Genomic DNA, 19,124 nt, shown 5'->3' with positions numbered 1-19,124 from the left:
CAATAGCCGCTCTTTCGGGCAGCTATTGTTGTAAGATAAGGAAGTTGTATTATTCTTCGGAACCGATTTTGCCGATCGCTTTGTCGATCACATACAAACCTGTTCCATCTTCACCAATTACATCGAAAAGTTCGATCGCGCGGCGTGCATTGTCTTCTTCTTCGATTTGCTCGCTCACGAACCATTGCAGGAAGTTTTCAGTCGCGTAATCTTCTTCTTTGCGGGCTGCGGTAACGATGCGGTTGATCGACTGCGTTACGGCGATTTCGCTTTGAAGTGCTGTTTCAAATACGCTTTTGAAAGTAGGATATTCCTGTTTCACACCTGAAACCTCAGGGGAGATCGCTGTGCCGCCTACCGTCATCAGGTAGTTGAAGATTTTCAGCATGTGGCCGCGCTCTTCGTCGGATTGTTTGAGGAAATATTGTGCGCTATGCTTGAAACCGTTACGGTCGCACCACGAAGCCATAGCAAGATATTTGGCAGAAGCTTCTGCTTCCATCTTTACCTGGTTGTTCAAAAGTATCTCTATTTCCTCTTTGAGGGAAGTACGTGCTCTGAGTAAGTCTTTCATGATTTTGCCTGTTTATTCGTGTCTTAACAAGTGCAAATATCATGCGAAAGTTCAGGAATCCAAATCGTTTTAGAAATTTGGAAACGGTCTAATATAGTCTGAATGAGTAATTTAGACTAATTCTTGCTCCGTGTAAAGCAACTGGTGGAGCATCGAGTTAAGCTCGATCGCGAAGTGGGTGCCGTTCACCAGCTCACGCAACTGGATCACCTCACAAAGCGTCATTTTATGACCGATGTTGAGCTGAGGGGCTTCAACGAACTCATAGTCAGATTCGTCCGACAGGTCGAAGATTTTGCTGTGGATATCAATGCTGTTGATAAACCGGCGGAAATTCAAAAAATCCAGGATCTTAAAAGGGGCTTTGATATCGCCAAAATGAAGGATAATACGGGAAGTTAAATCACACTGTACGCTGTAACCTTTCGCGGTACTGAACAATTCATTCTGGGTATTCACTGACAGCAAGGATTTGAATCGTGGAAATTGTTACACAAAGATAGATTCAAACTTTTTGTCAAGCAAGTTTATTTGTAAGCAATCTAATTAAATGATTGTTTTACGCTGATTGCAGATTCGGATCTTTCCAGAAATGGGTGATCGCGGTACGGTCGACTTTTTTTTCTGCATGCCACATATCGTAGTTGGTTTGCAGATTGATCCAGAATTGGGAAGAGTTTCCGAACGCTTCCGACAGCTTGACTGCCATTTCAGCGGTAATGCCCGATTGCTCGTTCACAATTGCCGATAGGCTGCTTCCGCTGATACCAAGCCCTTTCGCGACCTCCGTTATGGTGAGGCCTCGCTCTGCAATGTACTCTTCTTTCAATATTTCGCCGGGATGTACTGGCGGCAGGTTTCTCTTGATCATAGCTTTCAATGGTAATCGAGGTGGTCTACATCATGAACATCGCCATCTTCGAACCGGAAAATGACCCGGAAATTAGGTGAAACCTTGATGGACCAGAATTCACCAAGGTCTCCCGTTAATTTATGAACGCCTGAACCAAGTTGCAAAATATCTTCCATACAAGTGACGGAATCCAGCTGATCGAGTACGCGGTTGATTTTTCTGAGATACGCAGCCGGCAATTTAGCCCCATTACCATCACGGTAGAAGGCCAGCAATGCTTGTGCCGGATGGAAACAATCATGATATAGTGTGTAAAAGAAAAATCCTTAGCCGTCGACTTAAGTCGACGGGAAGAGATTAAATCAATTTCAATTCGCGGCTTTCGCCCAATTGTCGCGCAATGTCGATGTCCGGTTGAAAACCAGCTTTTCTGCGGTGCTGTCCGGGTCTTTGGCGAAATAGCCTTTGCGGAGGAACTGGAAGGATTCGCCTTCTTTCGCTTCCAGCAATGCCGGTTCAGCATAGCCGGTGATCACGTGCAAAGAGTCCGGGTTCAGGTAATCTTTGAAATCGCCATCTTCCGACGATGGGTCTTCAACTGAAAACAGACGGTCGTATAGCCGTACTTCAATCTCAGCAGCATGCGCGGCCGAAACCCAGTGCAACGTGCCTTTTACATTGATACCGGTAGTATCCTGGCCGCTTTTGCTGTTTTCAATGTACGTACAGCGAACCTCGGTGATTTCGCCGTTTTCATCTTTGACAAAATCATCGCACTGGATAATGTAGGCTCCTTTCAGCCGTACCATCTTCCCAGGCGCCAGGCGGAAGTATTTCTTCGACGGGACCTCCATGAAATCTTCTTTCTCGATGAAAATCTCACGAGAGAAAGGGATTTCGCGATTGCCGGTTGAAATGTCTTCCGGGTTGTTTTCGCTATGGCACATTTCGGTAACGCCTTCCGGGAAGTTGGTAATCACCACTTTCAGCGGATCGAGCACCACCATCCGGCGTAATGCCTGTTTGTTCAGGTCCTCGCGCACGCAGAATTCAAGCAAGCCGACGTCGACCATATTCTCGCGTTTCGCAACGCCGATGCGTTCGCAGAAATCGCGGATAGCAAAAGCTGTATAGCCCCTGCGGCGCATTCCGCTGATAGTCGGCATACGTGGATCATCCCAGCCGCTCACGTGGCCTTCCTGTACCAGTTGCAGCAGTTTGCGCTTGCTGGTAACGGTATAGTTGAGGTTACGGCGGGCGAATTCATATTGGTGTGAAGTGTAAATGCCCAGTTTCTCGATCAGCCAGTCGTACAATTCGCGGTGTGGCGCGAATTCCAGCGTGCAGATCGAATGCGTGACGGTTTCGATGGCATCGCTTTGCCCGTGTGCGAAATCGTACATCGGGTAAATGCACCAGTTGTTTCCGGTGCGGTGGTGATGCGCATGCTTAATGCGGTACAAAATCGGGTCGCGCATGAGCATATTGATGTGCGCCATGTCGATTTTCGCTCGCAGCGTACGGCTTCCGTCGGGGAAGTCGCCGTTTTTCATTTGTTCGAAAAGTGCAAGGTTTTCCTCGACGCTCCGGTTGCGGTAGGGGCTGTCCTTGCCGGGTTCGGTGGGGGAGCCTTTCAGCGTCGCTATTTCTTCCGAAGTAGAATCGTCCACATATGCCAGCCCGTCATTGATCAGCTTGATCGCATAGCCATAAAGGGTGTCGAAATAGTCGGAAGCGTAGTTCTCGTTCTCCCATTCAAAACCCAGCCAGCGAATGTCATTCTTGATATTTTCAACATATTCGGTGTCTTCCGTCACCGGATTGGTATCGTCAAATCGCAGATTGGTATAACCCGGAAACTTCTTGGTCAGCCCGAAATTGAGGACAATGCTGGTAGCATGCCCGATGTGCAGGTAGCCATTGGGTTCGGGGGGAAAGCGTGTAATAATCTGGGTATATTTTCCTGATTGCAGGTCAGCGTCAATAATCTCCTCGATAAAATTCAGGCTTTTCTCTTCTTTTTTGTCTTCCGTAATCATACTAAAATGAAATTTTCCAATTTTCAAAGTTAACCTTCTTCCTGCAAATTCCGCAACCGGCCCGTCGAAATCGTAAATCCGGAGGTTTGGCTTAATTTTGCAAAATGCGCTATTTCCTAGAATTCAGCTACCGCGGCACGGCCTATAACGGCTGGCAGAAACAGAACAATGCATTGGGCATCCAGCAGGTGCTCGAAGAAGCCCTCGCCAAAGTGCTGCGAATGCCTGTCGAGCTTACCGGCAGCAGTCGTACCGATGCCGGTGTTCATGCAGAACAGCAATTTGCCCATTTTGATTTGCCCGGGCCGGTAGCCGACGCTGATTTGCTGGTTTATAAACTGAATGCATTGATCCCTAAAGACATCGCGGTTCAGCGTATGATTCCTGTGGGCGATGATGTGCATTCAAGGTTTGCAGCAACGCACCGGAAATACGAATACCGCATTACTTATCAGAAAAACCCCTTTCTTACAGATTTGGCAACGCAAATGCGACGGAACCTGGACGTAGCGCGTATGAACGAAGCCGCCGCATTGCTGCTCATCCACAATGATTTCGAGAGTTTCAGCAAGATCCACACGAATGTGAACAATTTTCGCTGTGCTATCACGGAATCGCGCTGGGTGGAATCAGGTGAGATGCTGGTATTTCACGTGAAAGCGAACCGCTTTTTACGCGGAATGGTGCGTGCTTTGGTAGGCACGATGCTCGAAGTAGGGCGTCAAAAAATTAGTGTCGCCGATTTTGAGCAGGTAATCCTATCCCGCAACAGAAAAAATGCCGGAGCGCAGGCCCCGGCAGAAGGTTTGTTTCTGGTGGAAGTCGGTTATCCCGAATCGCTGTTCAATTAATGGCTTCTTTGGTCTGGAGGTTGTTGACGAGCCTGAAAATGCGCAACGGGTTGCTGTTTTTCAGTTCATCAGGTAACAAGGCATCAGGCCAGTTCTGAAACGATTGCGGCCGCACAAACCGCAGGATAGAATGCCTTCCTACCGAAGTAAACTTGGAGTCCGTGGTTGCTGGAAACGGACCGCCGTGGTGAATGGACGGGCAAACTTCCACGCCGGTAGGCACGCCGTTCATGATAAACCGGCCAGATATTTTCGCCAGCTGCCGCACGATTTCCGGATATTGCGCTACTTCTGCCTCTTCGGCGATCAATGTGGCGGTGAGCTGGCCTTTCAAATGCGCCACCGCGTCGTATAGCTCGTCGGTGTTTTCACAAACAATCAGCAGCGAGAATGGTCCGAAAACTTCCTCATGCAGCTTCGGGTTTGCGATGAAATTTTTACCTGAAACCAATGCAATGGAAGCTTCTGCCTGGTTCTGTCCCTCCGAATGAACATCGGAAATTGCCAATGCTGAAACTTCCGGCTGCTCCAATGCTTCCCCGCGGAGTTTGTAATAGGTTTTGCAAATGCCCGCCGTCAGCATCGTGGCTGAAGGCGTGTGCAGGATTTCGGTTTTATAGGCATCCTGAAATGCTTCCAGTCCCTCTGTTTTTGTAATAAACACCAATCCCGGGTTGGTACAAAACTGTCCTGCACCCAGGCTTACCGAGCTTGCCAACGTTTTTCCGAGTTGTGCGGCATTGTTTTTCAAATATTGAGGCAAAATCACAATAGGGTTTACGCTGCCCATTTCTGCAAATACGGGAATAGGCTCCTCGCGCTCCTGGGCAAGCCGGTATAGCGCCATGCCGCCCCGGTACGAGCCGGTGAAGCCGACGGCCTTGCTGGCAGGATGCTTCACCAATGCAGTCCCGACTTCAAATCCGTCGTCGTAGAGCATTGAAAACGTCCCGTCAGGCATTCCTGTGCGCTCGGCCGCGCGTACGATTGCCTGCGCGGTGAGGTCGCTTACACCCGGGTGCGCGGGGTGGGCCTTGACGATTACCGGATTTCCTGCGGCCAATGCAGGCCCGGAATCCACGCCTGCGACGGAATAGGCAAATGGAAAGTTGCTCGACCCGAACACGATTACCGGCCCGATCGGCACGAGCATTTTACGAATATCGGGCTTCGGGGCCGGTGAGCGGTCGGGTAGGGCGGTATCGATGGAAGCCTCCACCCAGGAGCCTTCCCGCAGAAGTTCCGCGAATTGGGTAAGCTGGTTGATCGTGCGGGCACGCTCATCTTGCAGCCGGGCAATAGGTAATCCGGTTTCCAGGTTGGCGCGTTCGAGCAGCTGATCGCCGAGTGTCATTATTTCCTCGGTAATGGCGATCAGAAAGGCCGCGCGCTCTGCTGCCGGCACTTGGGAATAGCTATCGAATGCCTTTTCGGCTAGCGCCATGGTTTTGTTCACTTCCTCATTGGTGGCGCACTGGAACGTTTCAGGGAGGTAGCTGTCGCTTGCAGGCGCGTAAGCTTTGAACTGTCGCTTGCCTTCAGACGAAAGCGCATATCCTATGAAGTTTTTGCCTTGAATGATCGTCATGGTGATGGTGTGGAATATTTGGTTTTGCCTAAAAAACAAAAGTTTGTGCCATTAGCGAACGACACAAACCTTATCATTTTTGAAATAGGAAATCCTTACTGGCTTTAGAGTAGTCTTCCGATAATATCATCGACCGAAATGCCTTCTGCCTCGGCCTTGAAATTGCGGATAATGCGGTGACGCAACACAGGCAATGCAACCGCTTTCACGTCCTCGATATCCGGTGAATATTTGCCCGAAAGTAACGCATTACATTTAGCAGCCAGGATAAGCGACTGCGATGCCCGCGGGCCTGCGCCCCATTCGAGGTAGTCGTTGGTGTCTTTAATAGCCAGACTTCCCTTCGGACGAGTTTTATGTACCAGTTTCACGGCATACTCGATCACGTGGTCGGTCACGGGTACGCGGCGCACGAGGTGCTGAAAGTCGGTGATTTCCTCCGCGCTGATCACTTTCTGAACCTGGTAACGGTTATCGCTGGTTGTGTTCTTGACGATATTCACTTCCTCGGCGTACGAAGGATAATCGAGCTGGATCATGAACATGAAACGGTCGAGCTGCGCTTCGGGCAGGGGATAGGTACCTTCCTGCTCGATCGGGTTTTGCGTAGCGAGTACGAAAAACGGCTTATCGAGCGGATGTTTGGCACCGGCAATGGTGACCGAATATTCCTGCATCGCTTCCAGCAACGCCGATTGTGTTTTGGGCGGCGTCCGGTTGATTTCGTCGGCGAGGATAATGTTCGCGAAAATCGGTCCTTTGATAAATTTGAAATTCCGGTTCTGGTCGAGTGTCTCCGAGCCGAGAATGTCGGAAGGCATCAGATCGGGCGTAAACTGGATCCGGTTGAAGTTCAGGTCGAGCGAAGAAGCGATGGTTTGGATCAGAAGCGTTTTTGCCAGCCCTGGAACGCCTACCAGCAAGCAGTGTCCCTGACAAAAAATGGCGGTGAGCAGTCTTTTAACAACTTCATCCTGTCCGATAATCACATTCCCGATTTCACTCCGGATCTTATCATAAGCTACTTTCATAGCTTCGGCAGCTTCTACGTCCGATGAATACTTCACGTTATGTTTGGTTAGATTTTCACTCGTTAAAAGCAATGATTACCGCCCTTTTACCGCTATAAATCGTCGGCGTTGGCGGCCAGCCCAAGTACTTTGCAATTTCTGTATTCGGGTTCGATGCTGATGTAAACGTCGCCCTGAGCCTTTTTGAACCATTCTTCCAGTGCGTTGTTCCGCTTGTTGCTCAGTACGATCTGCGCCATTTTTTCGTAGTCGTCGTGAAGATTAGCGGTATGCGGTTCCGATTTGCTTTTGTACCAGAGGATACGCATGGCGCTGCTACCGTCTTCCAGGCGGTACGAAATAGGCATACTCAGATCGCCTACTTTCATGGTGTCGATCGCGAAATAGAGTGCGGGGTCCATGGAAGCGTCGAGGGTGAGCTTCGATTGTCCCGTGTTTCTGTCCTGGATAAGCCCGCCCGATTCGGCTGTTTCCTTGTCGTCGGAGTTGTCCAAAGCCGCTTTTGCAAATTTCAATGTGTCGCTTTTGATAAGCGTACGGAGGCTGTCGAGTGCGCGGGTGGCAGAAGTCATGTCCGTACCCTTGTTATAATCGGGACGAAGCAGGATGTGTCTTGCATGGTATTCCGCTCCCCTTGTTTCGAGGAGTTTGATCAGGTGAAAACCAAATTGAGATTCAACAATTCCTGACATTTCGCCTGGCTTGAGTGCCAATGCGGCCCCTTCAAATTCCGGTACCATCGCACCGCGTTTGGCAAAGCCGAGGTCGCCGCCTACCTTGGCTGATCCCAAATCCTCTGAATAAATCTGCGCGAGCATGGCGAAATCCTCACCTTTTTCAGCCCGTGCTTTCAGGTCAAGCAACTGCTGTCTCAGTTTTTCCTTCTGTTCCCGTGTTACCGTTCCTTTTTTGACAATATGTCCCACTTCCACTTCGGACGGAATGTACGGCAAGCTGTCTTTGGGAATAGAGTTAAAGAATTTACGCACTTCCGCCGGTGTGATCTTTACGTTGCCGGAAATTGTACGCTGCATTTTTTCGACGATTTTCTGCTCCTTTACCTGTTGGCGTAGCTCGCTTTTGAGGTTTTCCACACTTTTGCCATACGCTTCTACGATGTTCTTTTCCGAACCGAAGCGCTGGATCATGTAATTCATTTTTGCATTCAACTCACCGTCGACATCCTTGTCCTCAACGGTCACCGAGTCGATTTCCGCTTTGGCAAGGAGCATTTTGTTGATGATCAGGGATTCCAGCAACTGGCATTTTTCAGGCGCCTGACGTCCTTCGGTCTTGTACTGGTTGTACATTTCTTCCAGCTCCGAATTCAGGATGTAATGATTATCGACCCTGGCGATGATCTTGTCCAGGCTCACTCCCTGCTGACCTTGTCCGTAGCTTATCACGCTGATCAGCAGCATGAAAGCGGCTATCAAATGAGCCCCGATCCATTTATTTACTTTCATATTTTCCTTGTATGCTGATTTGGATTATTGCGGGTTTTATTGAATTAAACTCCTAAAAATGAAACAGATTCGATTTATAAATGCTAAAATACGGCTAACGCTTAATTTTTTCTAATTCCTGTGCATTGACTTTGACCGGGAATTTCTCCTGTAACCTGGCCAGCCATTGTTTTTCCAGCTCTTTCTGGTAGTCGTTGATCACGGTTCCGCGCGCTTCTGCAAACGTTTTGGGACGGGGGGGATCGATCTTCGCCACATTCGCCCACATAAACTTTCCTTCGCTGGCCACGGTTTGTTCTCCTGTCTGCCATTTGAAACCGGCGAATAACGGATCAGATTTCGGGAAATATCCCTCGCGGATCGTTACCGAACCCGGGGCATCTGCATTGTAAACCTTTTCCACATCGCTTTTCGCCTGGCTGTAAAACTGGAACGACACCCTGCGGTTACGCTCCTGCTCGGCGGATTGCCGGAAAGAACCATAGTCTTTTTCTATGATACGCAGAATCGGGATGTTTCGTGCATTTAAATATTTCACAACATTGCGGGCACGGGTCGAAGAAATGATTTCGGGCTCGTCGGCAAAGCGGTATCCGGCGATTTCAACCACGTAATCCGCATTTTTTTCCATGATAATATAGAGGTCATTCAACGCTTCCAGCTGCTGGTTGCCTATTTCAGCGGAATTGACGGGGAAGAGCAGCTCTTTCGATTTTCTTTCCAGTTTATAAGGACTTGTGGCCAAAGTTTTTTTCACGCTGTTTAAGGTTTGCGTGTCCTTTGCCGCTACGAGGGTCGCCAACGCGCGTTCGGGGTAGTTGTAGCGAGCCTTGTTTCTTTCATAAAAACTGTGCTGCCCGGTGGAATCGGAAAGCGAGCGCTGCCAAACCTGTTCTTCCATAATCTGCGACAGCAGTACGCCTTCGCGGATTTCATTCATCAGGCTGTGGAATTCCGGATTATTCTCTTCCAAATGCTCTTTTTCATATTCGACGAGCGATTCGGTGAGGTAGTCATTATAGTAACGGCGAAAAACAACAGCGGGCGAGGCATCTTTCGGGCGAGGCTGCTGCTTGCGTTTTACATAATTCAAAAATGACAATGCATCATAAGGTCGTTGTTCGATCCGAAACAGGGTAATCGTAGACCAGTCGGCCGAAACGGCGCGCTGATAATCCCATTTGCCCGTCCGCAATGTGCTATCAGCCAATGCAGCAACCTGCTGCCACTGATCTGCGGCTTCCTGAACGGCATATTTTTCGCGCAGTCGCTTCGCATTCGCCTGCTCGATTACCTTGCCGCGCGAATCGGTCACCACTTTCTTGCGGAGCGATGGTGCCATATTCGCCAGCGTTTCGATTGGCCGTTTTTCAACCAGACGGACAATGTGCCATCCATAGATCGTCAGCACAGGTTTCGAATAGGATTGCGGGCGGGTCAATGCAAATGCGGCCTCTTCGATTTCGGGCACCATCTGACCGGTACCGAATAGCGGCAGCAGCCCGCCATTTTTTCTGGACTCGCGGTCGTCGGAATATTTATCGACTACCATATTCCATTCCGCACCATTTTGGAGTTGCGTATAAGCCTCATCGATCCGCGCTTTGGCCGATTCTTTCTGAGCGGCAGTGCCTGTCGTATCCACTTTTATCATGATATGCGCCACGCGCACCATGCCGCGGTTAGTCCTGCGGTCGTTGACTTTAATGAGGTGGTAGCCGGCCTTCGTCCGAACGGGTTGCGATATTTTACCGACGGGCAATGTATATGCTGCGGTTTCGATCGGATAGAGCGTCTGAAAAGCCGTGAAATAGCCCAGATCGCCATGGTTAACCTTTGCGGCGGGGTCTTTGGAGTAGCGGGCAGCCATATCGGCGAAATCCGAGCCTTCTTCGAGGCGTCCTCGTAGGGAAATCGCTGCGCGGTATGCTTCGAGCGTGTCCGCGGGAGAGGCATCCTCCGAAACGCCGATCAGGATATGCGATGCCCGTACTTCCTGTTTCAGGCGGTTATATGCCTCGTTGGTCAGCTTTTCGACCAGTTCTTTATCTACGAGATGGTTTTTGGCCAGCTGGTCTCGGTAGGAAGCGATTTCTTCGCGGTAGTCGAGGGTGGTGTCCTTCCCTTCGGATTTGGCTTGGAGGACTTTGATTTTCAGATCGGTATAGAGCGGAAGGTATTCCTCCGGGCTCAGTGCTTTGGTCGAATCGGATGCGAACTTGTTTTTATTGTAAGAATCCTGGTAATCATCGATGGAAAATTGCTCTTTCCCGATTTCGAGCAGCGGCTGTGTTTCGGCTACCGTTTGCTTCGGTGGGGCCGTGGTTTTACATGCGCTGACAAGTGAAATCGTAACGAGACCAATATGAAACTTGATTTTGGACATATTCAGAATTTGTATTAGGCTTTCGCTGCTCAATAAAAACCGCGATAGCACTCAAATATTGTAAAGCCAGCAAAGTTAGCCGCTTTCTGGTCAGGACAAAAAAATGCGGATGGGTATGTGGTTTGCTCCATCCACATTTCCCCATCTCATCGACCCCAGCTATGGCAAAATTTGCCCATAAAATGTCCTGAATTTTGTGCCCGTAGTTTTGAAAAAAGTTTAATAAATAGTTTTTATGACTTAAAGGGGAATTACTATTTAAATATCCATAAAGAGGGATTCTGACGCTGATTCGGGTACAATTTTTTAAGAACTAATCCTACAAAGCTTTAACTTTTACAGCATATGGAGGAGAGCAAGGGCAAAGAGTTCATTCAGATGATCAGGGCGTTATGGAATGAGCAGAAGAAGAGAGAGGTTCTGTATCTGGAGGCATTGAAGAAGGACGGTATGGGGCCGTTCAGGCGCATGCTAAGCCAGGGACATGTGAGTGCCGTGCTATTCCAGAAAGAAATCCGTGCTGTGTACGATTACTTCAAATGTTTTCTCAACGATAAGGAGCTGGCCGACCAAAACCAGATTACTTCGCATACTTCCCTGCAATTGCTGGAAAATGCAAACGGACGGGAAGAAGTTGCTTCCTGCCTGAAAAAAATTGAAGCGGCAACTATCCAGCTTTACAAATCGCTCCGGCATTATCTCGACCGGGAGCCTGAGGCGCAACGCCTGATGGATGAGCATCTCACGCGCACTTCGGAATTCTACGAAATGCTTTGCAAACTTGAATCGGGCAGTCAACAACGCAGCTACGGGCTTACGGCAGCTGCCTGATCCCATTTTCACCTGTTAAATTTCATATAACTCGATCGGGAGGTCGTCGGGATCAGCGAAGAATGTGAATTTCTTTCCTGTGAATTCGTCTATCCGAACGGGTTCCGGGAAGACGCCTTTGGCATTCAAATCGGCGATTGCTTCCTCCACATTCGCTACTTTGAAAGCAATGTGCCTGAGTCCGCAAGCCTCCGGGCGCGACACGCGTGCGGGTGGCGACGGGAACGAAAACAACTCGATAATATATTGGCCGTCCAGCGAAAGATCGAGTTTGTAGGAATTGCGCGCTTCGCGGAAAACCTCGCGATCGATATTAAATCCAAGAACTTCTGTGTAAAACTGTTTCGACTTGGGGTAATCGGAGCAAATGATCGCGATGTGGTGTACGGCTTGAAGTTTCAGCATGGGAAAAATAAGTTGAGAATAACCCCAAAGATAGGGGCCCAACTCAGATCTTGATGAAAATCTTCTTTTTGTACATCCACCGGAGGATCAGCCATTCGACTAGCAGGATCAATGTACCACTCACCAGGGATGCGTATTCATCTCCGAAAACGGCATCGTAATGTTGTCCCAAATGGATTTTGAACGATCCGCGGATGAAGCTGCCGAAACCATCGGCGATCACATAAGCGGCAATCGAATTGGTGCCGATCACGATCAGCGGGAAGAACCATGGTTTCAAATCTTTTACATCCACCACGAAATAGAATGCGGAAAGCAGCAAAAACGCGCAGCCGCCGCTGAATAACGTCCAGGCGGGCGTCCAGATGCGCTTCACGATAGGGTTAAGACCGGTGAAATGGAATGCCAATGCGAGTGCCAGGAGTACCGCTGCTGTTGTTACAAAGCGTTTGAGTAGTAGTGTAGGCGATGTGGCCGATTTTAGCCATTTTCCGGCAATCAAACCTAGTGTCATAGTACCCAGGGTGGGAATGAAACTCAATGTGCTGTACCCGCCGCCATTAAACTCGAACGGTTTTTCGCGCGGGAAGAGGTTCAGGAACCACCGGTCGAATGCCCAGGCAGCGTTGGTGTTTTTGTTCCAATGTGCTGCGAAGCCTTTGAGATTATGCTCCCAATCGGCAGTGGTGCCGGTTTGCGACCAGTCGAAATCGGGGCCGGGTAGGGGATACAATGCAAAAAAGGCCGCGTAACCTACTAAAATGGCACCTAATGCACCCCAGACTAACGTGTCCCGTTGCACTTTGTCCGAAGCAAATCCTAATGCAAAAAGGATGGGGTAACCAAGCCCTATTTGGGTTAATGTGTCTTCAAATGTAAAATTGGTCTGCTCCGAATGCATAGAACGGAGGAAAATACCCAGGAAGATCAGGATCAGTGACCGGCGGATCGTATGTACCAACATCATCGTCACCGACTGATTCTTGCTCGCGCGGCTTGCCATGGAGTAGGGCAGCGCTACACCAACCAGAAATGAAAACGAAGGCTGGATCAGATCGTGCAGCGAGCATCCTACCCAGGGAACGTGACTTTGATGAAAATCCAGGAATGCCCAGAAAGCGCTATCCGGAAAAGCTTCGGCCACTCTGCCGAGCCGCAGCACTTCGGCCATCATGAGGAACATGACAAATCCACGGTAGGCGTCGACGGACGAGACGCGTTGAGGTAGCAGGGTAGGAGTTTCTTTCAAAACAGGTCGGTTTAGGGAACGGTTAAAGGCAATACTGATAAACAGCCGGAAAGGGTTACACCGAAAAAGAAAAAACCTCACAGGATTTACCTGCGAGGTTTCAGCGTGCACGGATCGGGATCGTTATACATTCATCTTTTTGAGTTCCTTCACGGCGTGGTCGGCTGCACGCGCGGTCATCGCCATGTAAGTCAGCGACGGGTTCACGCAGGATGCCGAAGTCATGAACGATCCGTCGGTAACATATACGTTCTCGGCACCCCAAACCTGGTTGTGCTTGTTCAGAACGGAAGTTTTTGGATCGTTGCCCATACGAGCCGTACCCATTTCGTGGATACCGATACCCGGATGTTTCGATTCGTCGTTGTAAGGTGTCACGTTTTTCAGGCCGGCAGCTTCGAGCATTTCAGCTGCATCGTTCATCATATCCTGACGCATTTTTTTCTCGTTTTCGCCATAAGCCGCATCGAAAACGACTACCGGGAGGCCCCATTTGTCTTTTTCGGTAGCGTGCAGCGTGAAACGGTTTTTCTCGTCCGGGATCATCTCACCGAAGCCTCCGATGTTCATTGTCCATCCGCCCGGTTGCGAGATTTCCTTTTTGAAGTCGGCACCGAAACCGTCGGTTCCAACGCCACGGCCCCAGCTTTCGCGGCTCGCACCACCCTGGTAACCAAATCCGCGCACGTAGTCACGCTTGTCGTTACCCCAGTTGCGGTAACGTGGGATGTAGATACCGTTCGCACGGCGTCCGAAATAGTATTTATCTTCAAAACCTTCGACATCGCCTCTGGCTCCCACGGCGAGGTGGTGGTCCATAATATTACGGCCCAGCTGGTCGCTATCGTTACCCAACCCGTTCGGGAAGCGTTTCGATTTGGAGTTCATCATAATCGAAGAAGAAGCGATCGCCGATGCATTCAGGAAGATGATTTTAGCAAAATATTCCTTGGTTTCAAGGGTATTCTGGTTGATCACGCGCACGCCGGTCGCTTTGTTCAACTTATCGTCGAAAATCACTTCCGAAACGATCGAATCCGGGAGCAATGTGAGATTGCCGGTTTTCTGCGCTGCGGGCAATGTAGCCGCCTGGGTGCTGAAATAGCCTCCGTACGGACATCCGCGCATACACATGTTACGGAACTGGCACGCCGCGCGCCCGAGCTCGGTATGAATTGCCTGCGGTTGTGTAAGGTGCGCGGCACGGCCCATGATAATGTGGCGGCCGGCGAATTTCTTCTCCACCTCACCTTTGACGTGCTTTTCAACGCAATTCATCTGCATGGGAGGGAGGTAATTTCCGTCAGGGAGCACATCGAGGCCGTCTTTGGCACCGCTGATACCCGCGAATTTCTCTACGTAGTCGTACCATGGAGCAATGTCAGCGTAGCGGATCGGCCAGTCTACCCCGATGCCTTCTTTGCCATTTGCCTCGAAGTCGACAGGGTTCAGACGATAACTCTGGCGTCCCCACAGCAGGGAGCGGCCACCTACGTGGTACGCACGGATCCAGTCGAACCCACGGGTTTCCAGGTAAGGATTTTCTTTATCGTTTTCAAAGAGGTAGCGGTGCTCCTCGTTGGCGGTATAACCCGTGCGGATACCTGCCCAGTATTCTTCTTTCGCCACAGTGGTAACCCGGCCGCGGTGTTCAAGTTCCCATGGCGCGAGTGTAGCTGTTTTATAATCTACAATGTGCTTGATGTCCCGGCCCCTTTCGAGCATCAGTACTTTCAAACCCTTTTCGGTCAACTCCTTGGCGGCCCATCCGCCGCTTATACCCGAACCCACCACAATTGCGTCGTAAGTGGCTTGTTTTGTTGCTTTTATGTTCAGATTCATGATGAATACGCTTCAAAAAATTTTAGAATATGGCCGTAGCGGCCTTACTTGAATGTTTGGAATTACATTGCCCAGTTTTTCTGGCCCGGTTTCAGGTCGATGCAGCCGTCGTAACGACCCGGAACGGCAACGTATTCAAGCGCCTGGGTAGCACCCGGTTCGGAAGTGAAGTAGCCCAGGAGCGTCAATTCCTTCATCAGGCGGAAGAATGGTACGCCGGCGTCTGTGTATTCCTTGCCTGCTTCGGTATATTTTTTCTTTTCCTCCCCTGCCTTAGCGAGCTCATCTTTCGCACTGGCTTCCATCTCTTTCAGGATCTTGGTTTGTTCTTCCGGTTTCGCTTTCAGAAAATCCTTCTTCTCCAACTCTGCCAGGCCCTTGTTGAAGCTTTCCTGATCTTTTGCCGCGTAGCAGTCTTTCAGCATCATTTCAATAAACTCGCCTACCTTGGCATCCTTTGCACCCGGGGTGTCTGTTTTGGGAATGATGATTTCAGCCACCTCCGAAACAAGTGCCTTGCGGTCCGTGGAGAACGGAAAAGTCATTGCTGAGGCAGTCTCCGTGGACGACTTACAGCCTTCCAGAAAAGCCAGCATGGTGGGCGCGGAGAGTGTGCCACCCATTAATAGTGCCACACGACCAAGGGCATCACGTCTTTTCATCTGATATACTTAATATAGGTTAACAATCCAAAGTGAAATTCTGCATTTGATAAATGCAATTTTGAACAGCCTGCTAATTTATGAAATATTCTGACTCATATGTTGGTTAGAATGATTCTATATAGGTGCCAGCGCTGTATCAGGCTATTTCAGAGGGTACTCGGAGGGATTAAATTTATATTAAAATGTAACCGCGAGGTTATGCGCAGCATGGTCATTCTAACGATTCAAAGAACCATTAAATTGCAGCCACGAATATCCGAATTGTCGAAGCGGCCCATGACGTAAAAGGTTCCTGCTTTTTCCCCGAACCGCCCAAGGTCCTGGGTTTCGATGAATGAGCAGGTATCGAGGTTGGCCAGATCGATGACGTTGATCCCCCCGGTTTTCGAGGAGTCCAGGTTGTGGTCGCTGATCGTAAACGGATCGTTGATGTCGCGCAACAGGACGCGCATCGAGTACCCGGGTACGAACAGGCCATCGCCATGCGAGTAGCCTTGCGAAAGGAGTTCGGTCATGCCGTACTCAGAATGGATCGCCGGCACGCCGAAGCTCGCCGTAAGTATATCGTGGACCTCTTCCCTGAGCAGCTCTTTCCGCCGGCCTTTCATCCCGCCTGTATCCATGACCGTGAAATGTTCAATGCTTTGAAGGAATGAAAGGTCAAAACTGCTTTCCGCCAGATCCAGCAATGCGAATGTAACACCGAGTAGCAGAACACCTTTGCCATCAGGATTGTCGGCGAGGTAACGCAGGCGATGCAGCATCTCACCCGTATTGTTGAGGTAGAAGCCCGAGTATTCGGATTCGCTCTCTTCAATAAAATGCTGCATCATATACACGAGCGAAGAGTTGTTTCGTTCAAGGTATGACGGTAGCAGCGCCAGGATATGAAAGCGGTTCAGATCGCCGTAATGATGCTGGAAAATGCGATAGGAAACAGCTTTGTAAAGCGGTTCATCGAAAAGGTGATGATGACTGGTCGTTTGCCCGGTTGTGCCGCTGCTCTGGAAAATAACTGACGCGTCGGAAGAATGCCCCGTAGCGACGCGATGATTCTTAAAAAACTGGATTGGAAGGAAGGGAATTTGGGTTAAATCGGTGATACGTGCCGGATCGACGCCCAGGTGCCGGATATATTCCCTGTAAACAGGATTGTATTCGGCCTGAAAGCGGAAAACCCTGAGCGCAAGCGACTCAAAATCGGCCGGTTCAAAGGTCACGATCTGCTCCCGGAGCCCTGCCCGTATTTCGGCAATGGATTTATTGTTTTGAAGTTCCAATCCTCTTACTTTCGTAGATACTAAAAAAGCAAAGTTAAAAATAGAACTCATATGAAGCTGCAAGTTTCCTTGTTCATACTATTGGCGGTTGTGTCGGCGAGATGTGTCGAGATACCCGATTTCAGTGATACACCCGCGATTTACTATAATGGCATATCGCAGAATACGCAGATCGATAGTGTCGATGGTGCTCCAAGCGGGGAAACTGAGATTGTAACTATCACCGTTGATTTTGAGGATGGAGATGGAGATCTGGGCGCAACCAATGCAGAAGTACAGGACAGGGATGTTTTTACCAAGCAATATTTTGATGCGCCGGGCTGGAATCTGGAAGCAAATTACAGACTGGTAACGATGATCAAACAAAAGAACGGCACCTGGTCGGAAAGGATCATGAGTGGTGATTCGTTCAAATTTTTTCCAAGGTTGAAACTGGACGGAAAGGCTGGTCCGATCAAGGGTAAACTGGATTTAAATGCCCGTTTCCTTAAATCACGCAGCACGGTTCCGACCACCGTGAAATTCAAAGCGAGCATTATAGACCGCGCGTTCAGGGTCAGCAACCAGATCACGACAGATACCGTGGTCGTACCTCTTTTGCCATAATCTTCTAAGATTCTTCCACAATATCGGCATTCAGGATGATCCTGAATGTCGTTCCTTTTCCTACCTCCGAAGTTTTGACGAACAGCTTGCCGGCGTGGTAATTTTCGATAATCCTTTTGGCAAGCGTTAGGCCCAAGCCCCAGCCCCGTTTCTTGGTGCTGAAACCGGGATTGAAGATTTTGCTGATTTGCGCTTTGGTCATCCCTTTTCCGGTATCGGCAATGTCGATCCAGATTTCCTTTGTTCGCGGGGGCGCTTGCAGCGTAACGTGAATCTCGCCCACACCGCTCATCGCATCCACCGCATTCTTGCAGATATTCTCGATCACCCATTCAAACAGGTTCTTGTTCAGCAATGTGGTTTGGTTCTCTGCCAGCTGGTTGTGGACTTCGAATTTTACTTTGGAAGAAACCCGTTTTTCGAGGTAGTTGATAAAATGCGTTACAATATCGGCGATAGGTTCCTGCCGTAATGTGGGAATGGACCCGATGTTTGAAAACCGGGTCGTGATCATTTCGAGCCGTATGACATCCTTTTCAATTTCCTCGGCAATGGAAGAATCGATCGTCGGGTCGCTGCGGAAGTATTCCACCCAGGCCATGAGCGAGGATAGCGGTGTACCCAGTTGGTGGGCTGTTTCCTTCGCCAGACCAACCCAAACCCGGTTCTGCTCAGCTTTTCGCGCTGAACTGAATGCGAGATAGGCCAGGTAACCGATCAGGAGCATGACCGAAAGCTGTAAAAACGGGTAGTAACGCAGCTGTGTCAGCAAAAACGAATTGCTGTAATAGATCTTCCCTGCGCGACCTTTGCCCAGTTCCACCGGAATGGGCGGATGCTCCATTTTCATCTTTTCGAGCTTTTCCTGGATGATACGTTCGCGTTCCTGGCGGCTCACTTTGGCAGGGAACTTAATGTTCTTGTTGGGGTTCGGGATGTTGTTTTCATCCACATAAATAGCCGGGATCTGATAGAAATTCACGGCATCCTCAATGACCTGGTAAATCACGTTGAAGTTCTCGTCCAACGGACTGTTCACGACGTACCGCAAACCTTCCGCATAGAGCTGGACTTCCCTTTCTTCGCGTTCTTCCAGTTCCTCGACCAGTTTGTCGGTGTAAAACAACGAACCGATGCTCAGAATGAGCAGGATGATCCCGATCACGTATTTGTAAAAGCTTTTCTGATCGTACGTATCCATCAACGAACGACGCAGGCGCTGGCTGTTCAGAATGGCTACGGGGTGCAGCTTGAAACGTGGCTTTTCTTTTGGGGTTTCGCTGATCATTCCGGGTCGGGCACAATAAACCCGATGTTAATGTTATAGTTTACAAATAACGCAAATAATTTAAGCTTAGTGGCTTTATGACCGTTTTTCATCACCCGCACGAGTCAGTTCAAAACATGATGAAAATCATGTTTTCGGGGCTTTCGCAGTGAGAAATTTGTATGACTTAC

Annotated in this window: 18 protein-coding genes; 3 read left to right on the top strand and 15 right to left on the bottom strand. The window is 49.5% G+C overall.

Translation table 11 applies throughout. The features are described from left to right. Nucleotides 1-49 precede the first annotated feature (49 nt). The 5 genes from J7619_RS04735 to J7619_RS04715 all read right to left on the bottom strand — a co-directional run bounded on the left by J7619_RS04735 (nucleotide 50) and on the right by J7619_RS04715 (nucleotide 3,466). Nucleotides 50-574, bottom strand: coding sequence for a ferritin (locus tag J7619_RS04735; protein ID WP_291194791.1), 525 nt, complete (start codon nucleotides 572-574; stop codon nucleotides 50-52). A gap of 111 nt (nucleotides 575-685) precedes the next feature. Then, nucleotides 686-1,033, bottom strand: coding sequence for a hypothetical protein (locus tag J7619_RS04730; protein ID WP_291194789.1), 348 nt, complete (start codon nucleotides 1,031-1,033; stop codon nucleotides 686-688). Nucleotides 1,034-1,133: 100 nt separating this feature from the next. Continuing rightward, the gene (locus tag J7619_RS04725; RefSeq protein ID WP_291194786.1) at nucleotides 1,134-1,445 is read right to left on the bottom strand and encodes a HigA family addiction module antitoxin; all 312 of its coding nucleotides are present in this window, start codon (nucleotides 1,443-1,445) and stop codon (nucleotides 1,134-1,136) included. A 5-nt stretch (nucleotides 1,446-1,450) separates the two neighbouring features. Then, nucleotides 1,451-1,702: a type II toxin-antitoxin system RelE/ParE family toxin gene (locus J7619_RS04720; RefSeq protein ID WP_291194783.1), complete on the bottom strand. Its 252-nt coding sequence runs from the start codon at nucleotides 1,700-1,702 to the stop codon at nucleotides 1,451-1,453. A gap of 93 nt (nucleotides 1,703-1,795) precedes the next feature. Further along, nucleotides 1,796-3,466 carry a glutamine--tRNA ligase/YqeY domain fusion protein gene (locus J7619_RS04715; RefSeq protein WP_291194780.1) on the bottom strand — a complete coding sequence of 557 codons (1,671 nt, stop codon included), beginning with the start codon at nucleotides 3,464-3,466 and terminating at the stop codon, nucleotides 1,796-1,798. A gap of 104 nt (nucleotides 3,467-3,570) precedes the next feature. On the opposite strand from J7619_RS04715, the gene truA reads away from it, so the two are divergent. Beyond that, a complete protein-coding gene (gene truA / locus J7619_RS04710) occupies nucleotides 3,571-4,317 on the top strand; it encodes a tRNA pseudouridine(38-40) synthase TruA (RefSeq protein ID WP_291194777.1) in 747 nt (248 codons plus the stop codon). Here truA and J7619_RS04705 read toward each other — a convergent pair. The 4 genes from J7619_RS04705 to J7619_RS04690 all read right to left on the bottom strand — a co-directional run bounded on the left by J7619_RS04705 (nucleotide 4,310) and on the right by J7619_RS04690 (nucleotide 10,788). Next, nucleotides 4,310-5,905 carry an aldehyde dehydrogenase (NADP(+)) gene (locus J7619_RS04705; RefSeq protein WP_291194773.1) on the bottom strand — a complete coding sequence of 532 codons (1,596 nt, stop codon included), beginning with the start codon at nucleotides 5,903-5,905 and terminating at the stop codon, nucleotides 4,310-4,312. The two genes, truA and J7619_RS04705, sit on opposite strands and share 8 nt — an antisense overlap. Nucleotides 5,906-6,009: 104 nt before the next feature. Beyond that, nucleotides 6,010-6,972, bottom strand: a complete 963-nt coding sequence (locus J7619_RS04700; RefSeq protein WP_291194770.1) for a MoxR family ATPase — start codon at nucleotides 6,970-6,972, stop codon at nucleotides 6,010-6,012. 56 nt (nucleotides 6,973-7,028) lie between these two features. Beyond that, a complete protein-coding gene (locus J7619_RS04695; protein ID WP_291194767.1) occupies nucleotides 7,029-8,402 on the bottom strand; it encodes a peptidylprolyl isomerase in 1,374 nt (457 codons plus the stop codon). A 94-nt stretch (nucleotides 8,403-8,496) separates the two neighbouring features. After that, nucleotides 8,497-10,788 (bottom strand): peptidylprolyl isomerase, encoded by a 2,292-nt coding sequence (locus tag J7619_RS04690; RefSeq protein ID WP_291194764.1) that lies wholly within the window; start codon nucleotides 10,786-10,788, stop codon nucleotides 8,497-8,499. A 345-nt stretch (nucleotides 10,789-11,133) separates the two neighbouring features. On the opposite strand from J7619_RS04690, the gene J7619_RS04685 reads away from it, so the two are divergent. Next, nucleotides 11,134-11,619, top strand: a complete 486-nt coding sequence (locus J7619_RS04685; protein ID WP_291194761.1) for a hypothetical protein — start codon at nucleotides 11,134-11,136, stop codon at nucleotides 11,617-11,619. Between the two features lie 15 nt (nucleotides 11,620-11,634). Here J7619_RS04685 and J7619_RS04680 read toward each other — a convergent pair whose 3' ends face one another. The 5 genes from J7619_RS04680 to J7619_RS04660 form a co-directional block, all read right to left on the bottom strand. Beyond that, nucleotides 11,635-12,024 carry a VOC family protein gene (locus tag J7619_RS04680; protein ID WP_291194758.1) on the bottom strand — a complete coding sequence of 130 codons (390 nt, stop codon included), beginning with the start codon at nucleotides 12,022-12,024 and terminating at the stop codon, nucleotides 11,635-11,637. A gap of 43 nt (nucleotides 12,025-12,067) precedes the next feature. Further along, complete coding sequence (locus J7619_RS04675; protein WP_409012703.1) at nucleotides 12,068-13,273, bottom strand: acyltransferase family protein; 1,206 nt, start codon at nucleotides 13,271-13,273, stop codon at nucleotides 12,068-12,070. 123 nt (nucleotides 13,274-13,396) lie between these two features. After that, nucleotides 13,397-15,115: a GMC family oxidoreductase gene (locus J7619_RS04670; protein WP_291194755.1), complete on the bottom strand. Its 1,719-nt coding sequence runs from the start codon at nucleotides 15,113-15,115 to the stop codon at nucleotides 13,397-13,399. Between the two features lie 62 nt (nucleotides 15,116-15,177). After that, entirely contained in the window at nucleotides 15,178-15,777 is a 600-nt protein-coding gene (locus J7619_RS04665; RefSeq protein ID WP_291194752.1) for a gluconate 2-dehydrogenase subunit 3 family protein, read from the bottom strand. A gap of 227 nt (nucleotides 15,778-16,004) precedes the next feature. Further along, entirely contained in the window at nucleotides 16,005-17,060 is a 1,056-nt protein-coding gene (locus tag J7619_RS04660; RefSeq protein WP_291196481.1) for an acyl transferase, read from the bottom strand. Nucleotides 17,061-17,111: 51 nt separating this feature from the next. On the opposite strand from J7619_RS04660, the gene J7619_RS04655 reads away from it, so the two are divergent. Continuing rightward, nucleotides 17,112-17,666 (top strand): hypothetical protein, encoded by a 555-nt coding sequence (locus J7619_RS04655; protein ID WP_291194749.1) that lies wholly within the window; start codon nucleotides 17,112-17,114, stop codon nucleotides 17,664-17,666. 4 nt (nucleotides 17,667-17,670) lie between these two features. On the opposite strand, the gene J7619_RS04650 is transcribed toward J7619_RS04655, so the two are convergent. Further along, nucleotides 17,671-18,954 (bottom strand): PAS domain-containing sensor histidine kinase, encoded by a 1,284-nt coding sequence (locus J7619_RS04650; protein WP_291194746.1) that lies wholly within the window; start codon nucleotides 18,952-18,954, stop codon nucleotides 17,671-17,673. Nucleotides 18,955-19,124 lie beyond the last annotated feature (170 nt).

The sequence above is a fragment of the Dyadobacter sp. genome (assembly GCF_017744695.1).
Classification (GTDB): domain Bacteria; phylum Bacteroidota; class Bacteroidia; order Cytophagales; family Spirosomataceae; genus Dyadobacter.
Note: the sequence above shows the minus strand (reverse complement) of the source record. Positions and strands in the feature narration are given on the sequence as shown.